Annotated in this window: 14 protein-coding genes; 9 read left to right on the forward strand and 5 right to left on the reverse strand. The window is 74.1% G+C overall.

The genetic code is table 11. The features are described 5' to 3' along the window. Positions 1–114: 114 nt before the first annotated feature. Positions 115–1059 (forward strand): helix-turn-helix transcriptional regulator, encoded by a 945-nt coding sequence (locus tag BAY60_RS22795; RefSeq protein ID WP_112283081.1) that lies wholly within the window; start codon positions 115–117, stop codon positions 1057–1059. On the opposite strand, the gene BAY60_RS22800 is transcribed toward BAY60_RS22795, so the two are convergent. Next, positions 1050–1475, reverse strand: coding sequence for a nucleoside deaminase (locus tag BAY60_RS22800; protein ID WP_112283082.1), 426 nt, complete (start codon positions 1473–1475; stop codon positions 1050–1052). The genes BAY60_RS22795 and BAY60_RS22800 overlap by 10 nt on opposite strands. A 126-nt stretch (positions 1476–1601) precedes the next feature. Here BAY60_RS22800 and BAY60_RS22805 point away from each other — a divergent pair, with 126 nt between their 5' ends. From BAY60_RS22805 to BAY60_RS22815, 3 genes are read left to right on the forward strand one after another with little or no spacing between them, the layout of a single operon-like run. Beyond that, positions 1602–2489 (forward strand): AAA family ATPase, encoded by an 888-nt coding sequence (locus BAY60_RS22805; RefSeq protein WP_112283083.1) that lies wholly within the window; start codon positions 1602–1604, stop codon positions 2487–2489. Then, positions 2486–3886, forward strand: a complete 1401-nt coding sequence (locus BAY60_RS22810; RefSeq protein ID WP_112283084.1) for a VWA domain-containing protein — start codon at positions 2486–2488, stop codon at positions 3884–3886. The genes BAY60_RS22805 and BAY60_RS22810 overlap by 4 nt, the downstream gene beginning before the upstream one ends. A gap of 36 nt (positions 3887–3922) precedes the next feature. Further along, positions 3923–4102: a hypothetical protein gene (locus tag BAY60_RS22815; RefSeq protein ID WP_211330424.1), complete on the forward strand. Its 180-nt coding sequence runs from the start codon at positions 3923–3925 to the stop codon at positions 4100–4102. Here BAY60_RS22815 and BAY60_RS22820 read toward each other — a convergent pair. Beyond that, a complete protein-coding gene (locus tag BAY60_RS22820) occupies positions 4086–4937 on the reverse strand; it encodes an arylamine N-acetyltransferase family protein (protein ID WP_112283085.1) in 852 nt (283 codons plus the stop codon). The genes BAY60_RS22815 and BAY60_RS22820 overlap by 17 nt on opposite strands. A 137-nt stretch (positions 4938–5074) precedes the next feature. Between BAY60_RS22820 and BAY60_RS22825 the strand changes: the two genes are divergently transcribed. The 5 genes from BAY60_RS22825 to BAY60_RS22845 all read left to right on the forward strand — a co-directional run bounded on the left by BAY60_RS22825 (position 5075) and on the right by BAY60_RS22845 (position 10353). Further along, positions 5075–7504 carry an MFS transporter gene (locus tag BAY60_RS22825; RefSeq protein ID WP_245992759.1) on the forward strand — a complete coding sequence of 810 codons (2430 nt, stop codon included), beginning with the start codon at positions 5075–5077 and terminating at the stop codon, positions 7502–7504. A gap of 107 nt (positions 7505–7611) precedes the next feature. Further along, positions 7612–8064, forward strand: coding sequence for a DUF6292 family protein (locus BAY60_RS22830; protein WP_112283086.1), 453 nt, complete (start codon positions 7612–7614; stop codon positions 8062–8064). Between the two features lie 89 nt (positions 8065–8153). Then, positions 8154–8477: a YciI family protein gene (locus BAY60_RS22835; RefSeq protein ID WP_112283087.1), complete on the forward strand. Its 324-nt coding sequence runs from the start codon at positions 8154–8156 to the stop codon at positions 8475–8477. Beyond that, a complete protein-coding gene (locus tag BAY60_RS22840; RefSeq protein ID WP_112283088.1) occupies positions 8474–9724 on the forward strand; it encodes an RNA polymerase sigma factor in 1251 nt (416 codons plus the stop codon). The genes BAY60_RS22835 and BAY60_RS22840 overlap by 4 nt, the downstream gene beginning before the upstream one ends. Then, complete coding sequence (locus tag BAY60_RS22845) at positions 9721–10353, forward strand: maleylpyruvate isomerase family mycothiol-dependent enzyme (protein ID WP_112283089.1); 633 nt, start codon at positions 9721–9723, stop codon at positions 10351–10353. Before BAY60_RS22840 ends, BAY60_RS22845 begins: the two co-directional genes overlap by 4 nt. Here the strand turns inward: BAY60_RS22845 and rox are convergent, their stop codons facing one another. The 3 genes from rox to BAY60_RS22860 all read right to left on the reverse strand — a co-directional run bounded on the left by rox (position 10354) and on the right by BAY60_RS22860 (position 14240). Continuing rightward, positions 10354–11790 (reverse strand): rifampin monooxygenase, encoded by a 1437-nt coding sequence (gene rox, locus BAY60_RS22850; RefSeq protein WP_112283090.1) that lies wholly within the window; start codon positions 11788–11790, stop codon positions 10354–10356. A gap of 195 nt (positions 11791–11985) precedes the next feature. Continuing rightward, positions 11986–13086 (reverse strand): coiled-coil domain-containing protein, encoded by a 1101-nt coding sequence (locus tag BAY60_RS22855; RefSeq protein WP_245992760.1) that lies wholly within the window; start codon positions 13084–13086, stop codon positions 11986–11988. Positions 13087–13286: 200 nt separating this feature from the next. Then, positions 13287–14240 (reverse strand): sigma-70 family RNA polymerase sigma factor, encoded by a 954-nt coding sequence (locus BAY60_RS22860; RefSeq protein WP_211330425.1) that lies wholly within the window; start codon positions 14238–14240, stop codon positions 13287–13289. Positions 14241–14248: the final 8 nt, after the last annotated feature.

Raw genomic sequence — 14248 nt, forward strand, 5'->3', positions numbered from 1 at the left:
GTCCGGCGGCGGCATGACGTCCAATGCCAATCGAGACCGTGTGTGATAAGCGGAGTTGATGCGTCCGCGTATTCGTGCGCAGAGGGTGAGCGGTTTGTCTGCCAGACTGGGCGCATGCGCGCTGACCGGCTCGTCGCGACCCTGCTGCTGATGCAGGCGCGCGGACGGGTCACGGCGGCGGAGCTGGCCGAGGAGCTGGAGGTGTCGGTCGCGACCGCGCGGCGCGATCTGGAGGCCCTGTCCTCGGCGGGCGTGCCGGTGTATCCGCAGCCGGGCCGCGGCGGCGGATGGTCCCTCGTCGGCGGCGCCCGCACCGACCTCAGTGGACTCACGGCCGGCGAGGCGCAGGCGCTGTTCCTGCTCGCCGGTCCGGCCGCGACGGCCTCCCCCGCGGTGAAGTCGGCGCTGCGGAAACTCGTGCGCGCGTTGCCGGGCACGTTCCGCGCGGACGCCGAGGCCGCGGCCGAAGCGGTGGTGGTCGACCCCTCGCGCTGGGGCCAGGGCCCGCGGACGGAGCGGCCCCGCGTGGTCGAGACCCTGCAGGATGCCGTGGTGCGCAGGCGCAAGGTCCGCTTCGGCTACGCCAACCGGTCGGGCGTGCGCAGCGAACGGCTGGTGGACCCGTGGGGCCTGGCCGACAAGGACGGCACGTGGTATCTGCTGGCGGGCACGGACTCCGGTCAGCGCACGTTCCGCGTCGATCGCATCAGCGCCGCCGAGGTCACCGCGTTGCCCGCCGATCGGCCCGCGGAGCTGGAGCTGTCCGAGCAGTGGCAGCGGGTCGTGGACGAGACGGAGCGGCACCGCTCGCTGGTGTCGGCGACGATCCTGTTTCCCGCGCGGTTTCTGCCGGTGCTGCGGGACCACTTCGGACGGCACTGCGCGGTCGAGGAGGACCTCGGCGACGGGCGGCTGCGGGTGCGCGTGGCGGCGCACACTCCCCTGTCGGTCGCCGAGCAGCTGGCGGGCTGGGGTGCGCACGTGGAGGTGCTGGAGCCCGAGGCGGTGCGGGCGGAGCTGGGCCGGATCGGGGCGGAGCTGGTCGCCCGCTACGCGTAGTAGCCGTCGACCGGTGTGCGGGCCTCGTCGTGCAGGGCCGGTCCCTCCGCGGGCACGGCCGGGAAGTCGCCGCCCGGCTTGAGCGCCAGCAGCTGTTCGGTGGACAGGGCGAAGACCACCCGGCCCAGGCCGGAGCGCTGGATGGCGCCCGTGCACATGCCACACGGCTGGCAGCTGGTGTACATCGTGGCGGCGGCCGCCTCGGCCGGATCCAGCTCCCTGGCCGCCCACCTGGCCAGTTTCAGTTCGGGGTGCGCGGTGATGTCGTCGTCGGTGAGCGAGCTGTTGCGCTCCTCGGCCAGCACGCGCCCGTCGGCATCGGCCAGCAGTGACCCGAACGGCGGGTTGCCTCCTGCCCTGGCCTCCCCCGCCAGCGCGATGGCCCGGCGCAGCAGTCTCTCGTCCTCGGGTGTCATGGCCGCTCCCCAGCTGTCGTGGTCAGCTCAGGGTACCCGCGCGGAAGGTGACCTGGGCCACGCGTGGACCCGGGCCGCTACTGGCCGGTAGACAATGGCGGGGTGCCTGCAGTGGCGGGAGGAACCGTGGAGCAACCGTTGTTCGGCTCGGTCGACGAGGTCGTCGAGCGACTCGCCGGAGCCGGATACCTGGCGTCGACCGCCGTGGCCACCACGGTGTTCCTCGCCGACCGGCTCGGCAAGCCCCTGCTGGTCGAGGGCCCGGCCGGGGTCGGCAAGACGGAGCTGGCGCGGGCGCTGGCGGCCGCCACCGGCAGCGCGCTGGTCCGGCTGCAGTGCTACGAGGGCATCGACGAGTCCCGCGCGCTGTACGAGTGGAACCACGCCAAGCAGCTGCTGCGGATCACCGCCGCCAGGGACGAGCACTGGCAGGACACCCGCGACGACGTGTTCAGCGAGGAGTTCCTGCTCTCGCGGCCGCTGCTCACGGCCATCCGCAACGCCGAGCCCACCGTGCTGCTCATCGACGAGACCGACAAGGCCGACGTCGAGATGGAGGGCCTGCTGCTGGAGGTGCTCGGCGACTTCCAGGTCACCGTGCCGGAACTGGGCACCATCACCGCCACCCGCAGGCCGTTCGTGTTGCTGACCTCCAACGCCACGCGGGAACTGTCCGAGGCGCTCAAGCGGCGCTGCCTGTTCCTGCACCTCGACTTTCCCGAGCCCGAGCTGGAGCGCGACATCGTCACCCTGCAGGTGCCGGGCCTCGACCAGCGCCTGACCGAGTCGCTGGTCCGGGTGGTCGGCGCGCTGCGGGGGATGGACCTGCGCAAGGCCCCCTCGATCGCGGAGACGGTCGACTGGGCGCGCACGCTGCTCGCTCTCGGCGCCGAGGTGCTCGACGAGCAGGTCGTGCACAGCACGCTCGGCGTGTTGCTGAAGTACCAGTCCGACCACCGCAAGGCGGCGGCGGAGCTGCGGCTGGACCGCGTGCTCGGCTCGGCGACACCGTGAGCACGGGCGCGCGGCTGGTGGAGTTCGTCGGCGCCCTGCGGGAGCGCGGGATCGGCGTCGGCCCTGGTGAGACGGTCGATGCCGCCGCGGCGGTGGACGTGCTCGGGCTGGCCGACCGCGGGCAGCTGCGGGAGGCGCTGGCCGCCACGGTGCTGCGCCGCTCGGGCCAGCGGGCGGTGTTCGACGCCGTGTTCGACCTCTACTTCCCCGCCGCCGTGGGGAGGTCCGAGGCCGCGTCGCCGCCTGCGTCCACTGTGGAGGAGCTGCGCGAGGACCTGGTGCGGGCACTCGCCGAGGGAGACGAGGAGGCGCTGCGGGCACTGGCGGCGAGTGGGGTCGACGCCTTCGGCCGCTACGGTTCCTTCGGTGAGGCCGGCCAGGGCGGCGACGGCGGTTCGGGTGGCGGCGGCCGTGGGCTGAGCGGCTGGTCGGCCCACCAGACGCTGTCCGCCGTGCGCCCGGACGCGTTGCTGGCCCGGGTGCTGGCCGCGATGCGGCAGTCCTCCCCCGGCGCCGGTGCCCTCGGCGCCGCGCTCGCCGAGGGCGAGGCCCGCGCGCGCCTGGCCACCTTCCGTGAGCAGGTGCAGGCCGAGGCCCGTCGCCGCACGGCCGAGCTGCGCGGCCGGGACCGCATCGCCCGCCACGCCGTGCCGCCGCAGCTAGACCTGGTGAGCTTCACCAGCGCGACCCGTGAGCAGTTGGCGCAGCTGCGCCGTACGGTGCGGCCGCTGTCGCGCAAGCTCGCCACCCGCCTCGCCGCGCGCAGGCGCAGGGCCGGCCGGGGCCAGATCGACCTGCGCCGTACGGTGCGGCGGTCGCTGGCCACCGGAGGGGTGCCCCTGCGTCCCGTGTTGCGGCGCCGGCGGCCCGGGCGGCCGGAGCTGGTGCTGCTGTGCGACCTTTCCGGTTCGGTGGCCGGGTTCGCCCAGTTCACGCTGCTGCTGATGCGGGCACTGGGTGACCAGTTCAGCAAGGTCCGCAGCTTCGCCTTCGTCGGCCTCACCGACGAGGTGACCGAGCTGGTGGCCGCGGGCGAGGCCGAGCCGGACGAGCTGGCCACCCGCATCCTCCGGACGGCGCGGCTCACCAGGTGGGGCATGAGCAGCGACTATGGCGAGTCGCTCGGCACGTTCATCGAGGGCTGGCCGGACGCGGTGGGCCCGCGCACGAGCGTGCTGATCCTCGGCGACGCGCGCACCAACGGCGCCGACCCCAACCTGGCGGCCCTGCGCCGGATCGCCGAACGGGCCCGCCACGTGCACTGGCTCAACCCGGAGCCGGAGGCGCTGTGGGGCACGGGCGACTCGGCCGCACTGCGTTACGCCCGCATCGTGCCGATGCACGAGTGCCGCAACGCCCGGCAGCTGGCGCAGCTGGTGGCCGAGCTGGCCCCGTGACCGCTCACCGCGCTGGAAGGGCTGGCGGGCGCTGCCGTGCTGGCCGGTGACGCTCGGCGGGCGGCGCGCCTGCTCGGCGAGGCGGCGCGGCAGCGGGCCGAGGTCGGTGTGCCGTTGCCGCCCGCCGAGCGGGACGATGTGAACCGGATCGCCGCCGCCGTGCGGGCGGCGCTGGGCGACGAGGCCGAGGAGCTCGGGGTTAGCCCTCCGGGTTGAGCGCGCCGGCGTAGCGGGCGCGCGCCAGCTCCAGCTCCTCGGGCGTGAGTTCGATGTCCAGTGCGCGCAGGGTGGCGTCGAGGTCGGCGGGGGCGACGGAGGTGGTGTCGCTGCTGCCGTCGGGACGCTCGACGACGAGCTGGTCGCCGATGAGTTTGCGGCTGCGGCCGGGCTCGAGCCGGAACGCGACGAGGCGGCCGGTGAACGGCGAGTGCGGGTGGGTGGCGACGTAGTGGTTGAACACCTCGTAGTCGATGGGCCGCTGCGGGGTCTCGTCGAAGGCGTGCACCGGCTCCCAGCCCTGCGGTGTCTGCTTCTCCAGCGTCCACACCCGGCCGTCGCGCAGCAGCCGGTGCGGCCAGCCACCCTGGTCGACCACGGCCCCGTCGCGCAGTGGCATCGGGTAGAGCACGCTGGCGCCGAAGCCGACGTCGGCGAGGAAGTCGGTGCCGTCGGCGTGCACGACGAGGTTCATGTGGGTCTGCGGGCCGGACTTGTGCGGCTGCACTCGCGCCGTGCAGCGGGTCACCCGGTAGCCGAGCCGTTCCAGGGCGGCGGCGAAGAGCAGGCCGTGCTCGTAGCAGTAGCCGCCGCGCCGCCGGTGGACCAGCTTGCCGGTGATCGCGCCCAGCTCGAGGACCGGTGAGCGCTCGAGCAGCGGGTCGATGTTCTCGAACGGGATGGTGCGCACGTGGGCTTCGTGGAGGGCGTGCAGCGCCTCCGCCGAGGGTCTGGCGTGCGGCTGTTCGATCCTGGCGAGGTAGGCGTCGAGGTCGAGGTCGGCGACGTGCCAGACGTCGGTCTGTGGTTGCGATGCGGGTGTCGTCACGGTCATGCGTGGAGCCTCACACCTCCAGTGTGCTCGAGGTCAAGCCCCGGCACATTTATGTAGTTGCAGTACACAACTTTTTTCCGTAGGCTGGAGACGAACCCCGTTCGTCCGAGAGGAGCCGTCCCACGTCCGCGCCCGCCATGACAGCCACCGCGCCCGCGGCACCCGCCGAGCCGATGACCCGCCGACAGGTCCGCCGAGCCTTCTCCGGCCTGCTGCTCGCCCTGCTCGTGGCGATCCTGTCCTCCACCATCGTCTCCAACGCCCTGCCGACGATCCTGGCCGACCTCGACGGCACCCAGAGCGAGTACACCTGGGTGGTCACCGCGATGCTGCTGACCTCAACGGCCACCACCCCGATCTGGGGCAAGCTGTCGGATCTGTTCAGCAAGAAGCTGCTCTACCAACTGGCCATCGTCATCTTCACCGCGGGTTCGGTGCTCGGCGGCATCGCCCAGTCGATGCCCGAGCTCATCGGCTTCCGGGCGTTGCAGGGCGTGGGCATGGGCGGCCTGCAGGCGCTCATCCAGGCCGTCATGGCCGCGATGATCGCTCCGCGCGAGCGTGGCCGGTACTCCGGCTACATCGGCGCGACCTTCGCCGTCGCGACCGTCTCCGGTCCCCTGCTGGGTGGCGTCCTCGTCGACTCACCGCTGGGCTGGCGCTGGTGCTTCTGGGTCTGCGTGCCCATCGCCGTGCTCGCGTTCGTGGTTCTCGGCAAGACCCTGCACCTGCCGGTCGTGAAGCGTGAGGTCAGGATCGACTGGGTGGGCGCCACCTTGCTCGTCGGCGGTGTCGCGCTGCTTCTGGTGTGGATCTCGCTGGCGGGCAAGGACTTCGCGTGGCTGTCCTGGACCACGGCGGCCTTCGTGGGCGGGTCACTGCTGATGCTCGGCCTGGCCGTGTTCACCGAGACCCGCGTCAGCGAGCCGGTGATCCCGCTGCGCCTGTTCCGCAACCCCGCGTTCGGCCTCACCGTGCTCGGCACGCTGGCCGTGGGCACCGGCATGTTCGGCGGCGCCGTGTTCCTGGCGCAGTACTACCAGATCGCGCGCGGCTACTCCCCCACCCACGCCGGGCTCATGACGCTGCCCATGGTGCTCGGGCTGTTCCTCTCCTCCACGATCACCGGGCAGATCGTGTCCCGCATCGGGCGCACCAAACCGTTCCTCGTCGCGGGATCGATCCTGCTGCTCGCCGGGCTGGGCCTGCTCAGCACCATCGACCACGACACCAACCTGGTGTGGATGGGTGTCTTCCTGGCGCTCATGGGCGTCGGGGTCGGCGCCCTCATGCAGAACCTCGTCCTGGTCGCCCAGAACACCGTCGGCATGCGCGACATCGGCTCGGCCACCGCCGCGGTCACCTTCTTCCGCACCCTCGGCGGCTCGGCGGGCGTCTCGGCGCTCGGCGCGGTGCTGGCGAGCCAGGTCTCGGGCAACATCACCGCGGCGCTGTCCGCGCGGGGCATCCCGGTGGGCGGCGCCGTCAACGACGGAGGCGGCACCCTCGACCTGGCCGCCCTGCCCGCACCCGTGCGCGAGATCGTGCGCGCCGCCTACGGCGACGCCACCGGCACCATCTTCGGCATCGCCGCGATCGTCGCCGTGGTGACCCTGCTGGCGGTGCTGCTGCTCAAGGAGAACCCGCTGCGCGCCACCCTGGACCTGGAACCGGCGCCGGAGCCCGCCGCGGACGGCGCCGAGCGCGGCGACCGCGCCGCCGGTCCCGCGGCCGAGGCGCCGCCGCTGGCACTGCACGGCGTGATCCGGGCAGGCGACGCCCGCGCCGCCGACGTCTCGCTCACCCTCACCGACGCCAGCGGCGCCCAGGTCGATCTGCAGCGCACCGACAGCAGCGGCCGGTACCTGGTGACCGCACCCGCCCCGGGGCGCTACGTGCTCATCGCTGCCGCCGAGCGGCTCCAGCCCGTCGCCTGCACCGTCGAACTCGGCGCCACCCCGGTGCGCCGCGACCTCGAGCTGGCCGGGGCCGGCTCCCTCAGCGGGCGGGTGCGCACCTCGCACGGGCAGCCGGTGGGCGGCGCCACCCTCGTGCTCACCGACGCCCACGGCGACGTGCGCTCCACCGGGCTCAGCGGCGGGGACGGCTGGTACCGCTTCCCGGACATCGCCCCCGGCACCTACACCGTCGCCGTCACCGCCCGCGGGCACCGCCCGCTGGCCGTGCCGGTCGCCCTGGCCGACGGCGAGCACGGTGGCTGCGACCTTCACCTGCGGCCCGCAGGCCACGTCAGCGGTACCGTGCGATCCGAGCTGAGCGGGCGGCCGGTGCCCGAGGCCCAGGTGAGCCTGCTCGACGCGGGCGGCCACGTCGTCGGCGTCGCCCTCACCGACGCGGCGGGCCGCTACCGGTTCACCGACCTGGACCCCGGCGAGTACACCGTCGTCGCCAGCGGCTACTCCCCGTCCACCGCCACGCTCACCGTCGCGGGCGACGGCGGCACCGAGGGTGACCTGGCGCTGCGCCACGGCGAGCCCCGGCGCCGCTGCGCCCGCTCCGGTTGCCGGGAGCACGAGGCGGGATTACCGTCTGACACGGACGGTTGAGCCTCGAGCCGTGCCGGATCATCTCCGCCGCACCCGGCGGGACGGGCCCGGCCGGCTCGTCCCGGCCCCAGCGCCCGTCTCTCCGGGGCAAGCCCGGGAGCAGGCACATGACACAGCCTCGCTACAGCAGCTCGACAGCCGTGGCCGGCATCGACGGCTGCGGCGATCTCGCCGAGCAGGGACTCGGCGTCTATGTGCACCGGGTGGCCGCCGCGGCCGGGGTCGGCCCCGAGGCCACCTGCTGGGAACTGGCCGACCGCGAGGCGACCGCGTACGTGGCCCTGGACGGCTCGCCCGCCGGCTTCCCCGGCCGGGACGCCGCGCTGCTGTGGGACGACGTGCGCGGCTGGGCCGTGGTGCTGGAGGCCGGCTCCGATGCGGACCCGCTGATCCTGGCCTACCTCGGCGGCACCGATCCGCTGCCACCACCGGAGACCGTCGCCGGCTTCGCCAAACAGGTGCTCAGCGGCGGGCACCCCCCGCCGGGCCGGACGCGCCCGCCCCGCCACCACCGCCGCGACCTGCGGGCGCGCCTGCGCGGATTCCTGCCCGCCCGGTAGCGCGAACCCGCACGGAATCTCCGCACCGGCGGTGTCCTTCTCGGGCATGCTCGTTCGTCGTCAGGGTGTGTTCACCGAGGAGGTTCACCGTGCGATACCTGTTGCTCATCTGCGGCGACGAGACGGCGGCCGAGCACGCCGAGGACGGCTGCGAGGGCTGGTCGGAGGAGATGCTCGACCGGGGTGTGCTCGTCGGCGGCGGCGGACTGCGCCCGCCGACCGACGCCACCACCGTGCGCGTGAGAGACGAGGAACTGCTGCTCTCCGACGGGCCGTTCGCCGAGACCAAGGAACAGGTCGGCGGATTCTGCCTGATCGAATGCGCCGACCTCGACGAGGCTATCGAGATCGCGGGCAAGCACCCGGCCGCCACCTACGGGTCCATCGAGATCCGGCCCATGCTTGCCGGATGACCGCCGAGGTCCGGCGGGCGGTCGACGCCGCGTTCCGCGACGAGTGGGGCCGGCTGGTGGCCGCCCTCATCCGCAGCACCGGCGACTGGGACCTGGCCGAGGAATGCGCCCAGGAGGCCTTCGCCCACGCCCTGCGCACCTGGCCCCGCGACGGCATCCCGCAGCGGCCCGGTGCCTGGCTCACCACCACCGCCCGTCACCGGGCCGTCGACCGGCTGCGCCGTGAGACGGTCGGCACCGCCAAGCTGCGCGAGGCGGCGCTGGTGATCCCCGAGCCGGGCCCCGGCGACGGCGGTGTCCCCGACGACCTGCTCCGGCTGATCTTCACCTGCTGCCACCCCGCCCTGTCGCTGGAGGCCCGCGTCGCTCTCACCCTCCGAACGGTCGCCGGGCTCAGCACCGCCGAAATCGCCAGAGCACTGCTGGTCGGCGAGGCGGCCATGGCCAAACGGCTCACCAGGGCCAAGGCCAAGATCCGCCACGCGGGCATCCCCTATCGGGTGCCGCCCGCCCACCTGCTGCCCGAGCGCACCCCGGCCGTGCTCGGCGTGCTCTACCTGCTGTTCAGCGAGGGCTACGCGGCCAGCGTCGGCGCCCACCTGCTCCGCGGCGACCTGTGCGACGAGGCGACCCACCTGGCCCGCGTGCTCGCGGACCTCCTGCCCGGTGAGCCGGAGGTGCTGGGCCTGCTGGCGCTGCTGCTGTTGCACGACGCCCGCCGCGCGGCCCGCACCGAGCCCGACGGCCAGTTGGTGCCGCTGGAGGACCAGGACCGCACCGCCTGGGACCGCGCAGCCATCGCCGAAGGCCTGGCCGTGCTGGACCGGGCACTGCACCACCGCGCGCCCGGCCCATACCAGGTGCAGGCCGCCATCGCCGCCTGCCACGCCACCGCGGCCGACGCCGCCGACACCGACTGGGCCCAGATCGCCGCCCTCTACGGCTGTCTCACCCGCTGGCGGCCCTCGCCGGTGGTGGAACTCAACCGCGCCGTCGCCGTCGGCATGGCCGACGGCCCGGCCGCCGGGCTCGAGCTCGTGGCCGCGCTCGAGCGCACCGGCGCTCTCGCCGGATACCACCTGCTGCCCGCGACTCGCGCCGACCTGCTGCGCAGGCTCGGCCACCACGCCGACGCGGCCGCGGCCTACCGCGCCGCCCTCGAGCTGGCCCGCACCGACGCCGAACGGCACTACCTGCGCCGCAGGCTCGCCGAACTCACCCGATCTCCCGGAGGTAGCCACCGATGACCGGCACCGGAACCGACATCCGCACCCACGTCGCCGCCCAGCGCCACGAGCTGGCCGATCTGCTGGCCGACCTGCCTGAATCCACCTGGGACACGCCGTCGCTGTGCGCGGGATGGCGGGTACGGGAGGTCGTGGCCCACCTCGTCCTGCCGTTCCGCTACTCGATGCCCCGGTTCCTGGCCAGCCTGCTGCGGGCACGCGGCAACTTCGACCGCATGGCCGACCGCTGCGCCCGGCGCGACGCCGCCGCGCTCAGCACGCACGAGCTCGTCGCCGTCCTGCGCGACAACGCCGAGCACCCGTGGCAGCCACCCGGCGGCGGCCCGGCCGGCGCGCTGTCCCACGACGTCATCCACGGCCTCGACATCACCACCGCACTCGGCCACGGGCCGGCCCTGCCGCCCGAGCGCGTGCGGCTCGTGCTGGACAACGCCGGGCCCCGCCAGGTACGCCACTTCGGCACCGATCTGAGCGGTGTCGAACTGCGCGCCGACGACCTCGACTGGCGCTACGGTTCCGGAGCCCCGCTCACCGGCGCCGCGCAGGATCTGCTGCTCGTGCTGTGCGGGCGCAGGCTCCCGCCGGGCAGGCTCGCCGGGGAACCCGCGCCACGCTTCACCGCCACCTGATCAGCCGGCGGCGGCGCCGAACCACGCCGGCAGGTGGCCGACCAGGTCCCGCTGATCCTCACCGACCCACGCCACGTGGCCGTCCGGCCGCAGCAGCATCGCCGGCACCTCGAGCTCCTCGCTGACGTCGACGACGTGGTCGACCCGGTCCTGCCAGCCCGCCACCGAGAGCCGGCCGGTCTGATCCAGCAGCAGCCCGCGGCCGGTGCGCAGCTGCTCGTAGAGGCGGCCCCGCTTCAGCGGCACGTCCCGCATCCGCCTGCCGAGCAGGTCATGCCCCTCGCCGAAGTCGTAGCGGATGCCGGTCGCGATGATCTTCTCGGTCAGGTACCGGTTCACCTCCTCGAAGTCCATCAGCTCCGACACCAGCCGCCGCACCGCCTGCGGCCCCGGCTCGGTGGACATCAGCGTCATCTGCGCGCGCGTGTTGTCCAGCACGGCCGCGGCCACCGGATGCCGTTCCGAGTGGTAGGTGTCCAGCAGACCCTCCGGAGCCCAGCCCGCGACCTCCGCGGCCAGCTTCCAGCCGAGGTTGAACGCGTCCTGGATGCCGAGGTTGAGCCCCTGCCCACCGACCGGAGGGTGGACGTGCGCCGCGTCCCCCGCCAGCAGCACCCGGCCCACCCGGTAGCGCTCGGCCTGCCGGGTGGCGTCGCCGAAGCGGGAGAGCCAGCGTGGTGAATGCACCCCGAAATCGGTGCCGGCGACGGCATGCAGCCGCTGCCGGAACTCCTCCAGAGTCGGCGGGACCGCGCGATCCTCGGCCACCCCCTCCGCGGGCACGACGACGCGATACACCCCCTCCTTGCCGGAGGGGCCGACACCGAAGCGCTTCTCGGTCTCCCGTACCTCGGCCACCACGGCGGCCACCGTCTCCGGCGGCGCGGTCACCTCCATCTCCCCCAGCAACGTCTCGACCTGCGAGGGCTCGCCGGGAAAGCCGACACCGAGCAGCTTGCGCACCGTGCTGCGGCCGCCGTCACAGCCCACGAGGTAGCGGGCCCGCAACGTGGTCGGCGCCCCGCCGGCCAGTTCGACGGTCACCCCCTCGCCGTCCTGGTCCAGCCTGACCAGCTCGCACCCGCGCCGGACGTCGGCACCCAGCTCGGCGGCACGGTCGGCCAGCAGGCGGTCGGTGCTGGTCTGCGGGATGCCGAGCACGTAGCCGTGCGCGGTGTCCAGACGCTCGGGCGCGGGCTTGGCGATGCCCGCGAAGAAGCCCCCGAGCGGATACTTCCGGCCCTCCGCCAGGAACCGCTCCAGCAGACCGCGCTGATCCATCACCTCGATGCTGCGCACGTGCAGGCCCAGCGACCGGACCAACCCGGGCGGCGTCACGTCCTTCTCCAGCACGACCACCTCGACGCCGTGCAGCCGCAGTTCCGCGGCCAGCATCATGCCGGTCGGTCCGCCGCCGGCAACGATCACATCGATCACGACAATCCCCCGTTCGATCCGGGCCGGCTGTCGGCCCAGGCCGGAGATTCTGCGGCACGGCCCGGGCCTTGCCGCAAGACCCGGGGTGCGCTATATGTTGAAGGTGGCAGGGAGCCAGCACTCTCCCTGCCGTTGTCGTCTCCGGGGTCTCCGGCTCTTCGGTCCATCGTGGACGAACGGCCCCGCTGCCCGCGCTCACGCTCCGGCCGCAGGCTCCTCCGCGCCGGACGGCGATGCGGGATCACCGGCGTCCTGGTCCGGGGCGTCGGTGGCGCGGTCGGCCAGCAGCAGATCCACCCGCGCGTGTGCCTTCGCCAGCTGGTCCTCGGTCTCGGCGAGCCGGGCCCGCCCGGCGGCCCGGTCGGCCTCCGCGTGCTCGGCTCGCGCCTCGGCGAGCGTGCGGGCGGCCTGCTCGGCGGCCAGCCGCTCCCGCGCCCGGTCCAGCTCGCCCCGCGCCGCCGCCGCGTCGGCCCTGGCCTGCTCGGCTTCGGCGCGGGCCCGCTGCTGCTCGGTCTCGGCAGCCGCCAGCCTGGCGAGCGTGGCCTCCAGCCGCTCGGCGGTCAGTGCCTGCTCGGCGGTCAGTGCCCGCAGCTCCTCCCTGGTGCTCTCCAGCTGCCCGGCCACACTCGTGCGCTCGGCCAGCACCTCGTCCAGCCGCCCGCGCGCGACCCGCAGCTGCTCGGCCAGGTCGTCACGGGCCTGCGCGCTCGCGGCGGCAGCCGACTCCGCCGCGCCCCGCGCGCGTTCGTGCTGCGCCACCCGCGACCACGCGTCCCGCTGCGCCTGCTCCGCCTCGGCCGCCACCCGCTGTGCGGCCTTCTCGGCCTCCGTGCGCGCCGCGCGGTCGTCCCGGGCCTGCGCCAGCGCCCTGTCCCTGGCCCGCTCGGCCTGCTCGGCCCGGCGCACCGCGTCCTCGGCCTCCGCCCTGGCCGCGGCGGCCTGCTCGGTCGCCTCCCGCACCTGTGCCAGCGCACCCTCGCCGGCCGCGTCCAGCCGCGCGGTCATCTCCCGTAGCGCCTCCAGCACCGGCGTCGCGACCGGGCCGAACGCCTCCGCGGCCCGGCGCAGCTCGCCCAGCGGGTCCATCACCGCCGCCGTCTGAGCCGCCCTGCGCTGCCGCGACGCCGCGTCCGCATGCGCCTTGCAGCAGTACGACGACGGCCGCCCGCCCTTGCGCCTGCCCTGCTCGTCCACCGCGGGCGGTGGCAGCGGATTGTCACAGCCCTCCAGCGCGCACACCGGCTCCCCGGCGGCGGCCTCCGGCGCTCCGGCCTGGCCCATCACCTCGTTCGTCACGGCATCAGTTTCGCGCACGCCGTCGCATAACCAGTTTCGCGACACGCGCAACAGTGAAATCAGGGCACGCATAGGCACCGTGATAATGCCTCTTATAACGGTGGCGTCGCCGCACCGGGCGGGACCCGCCGGGCGTGGGCCTGTCGGTGGCGGCGAGCGGCGCCGTGAGCCCGCGCGGGCTCAGCTGCCGGTGCGGCTGGTCACCACTCGGTGACCAGCGGCGTGCCGGGTTCGCGCTGCCGCCAGGCCTCGGCGAGGCGGACGAGACGGGTGGGGGCGGCGATGCCGCGCACGGTGGCGATCCTGCCGCCCGCGAGCTCGAACGCCACGGCGCCGATGACCTGCTCGCCGAGGACGAAGAGGATGGCCGGGTCGCCGTTGAGGCGCGCGTAGTGGATGGCGGGCGTGCCGCCGGCGAAGCGCCTCTTCGCGGCTGTCGGCGTGAACCCGGCCCGCGCCACGGCGGCGATGCGCCGCGGGGTGTCGTACTCCAGCAGCGTCTCGGTCAGGCCCGCGCCGTCGGAGATCGCGGTCGCGTCGTCGGTGAGCAGCGCCACCAGCCGTTCGGCGCGGCCCGAGGACGCGGCTGCCAGGAACTCCTCCACGATCCTGCGGGCCGACGCCGGGTCGACGTCACCACCACGGCGGCGCGCGCCGGTGATGCGGCGCCGGGCCCGGTGCAGGTGCTGCTGGCTCGCGGCCTCGGTGATGGCGAGGATCCCGGCGATCTCGGCGTGGCTGTAGGAGAACGCCTCACGCAGGACGTAGACGGCTCGTTCCAGGGGCGACAGGCGTTCCAGGAGCATCAACACGGCCAGGGAAACCGATTCACGCTGCTCGGCGGTGTCGGCCGGGCCGAGCATCGGGTCGCCGTCGAGCAGCGGTTCGGGCAGCCAGGCGCCGACCGTGCGCTCGCGGCGGGCCTGCGCCGAGCGGAGCCGGTCCAGGCACAGGTTGGTGACCACCGTGGTGAGCCAGGCCTCCGGGACCGTGATCCGCTGCCGGTCGGCGGTCTGCCAGCGCACGAACGCCTCCTGCACGGCGTCCTCGGCGTCGGTGGCCGAACCCAGCAGCCGGTACGCCAGGGAGGCCAGCCGGTGCCGGCTGGCCTCGAACCGATCGGTGTCGAAGCGATCGGCGGCGGTGCGCTCCACGTCAACCA

It is taken from the genome of Prauserella muralis (assembly GCF_003202285.1).
Lineage (GTDB): Bacteria > Actinomycetota > Actinomycetes > Mycobacteriales > Pseudonocardiaceae > Prauserella_B > Prauserella_B muralis.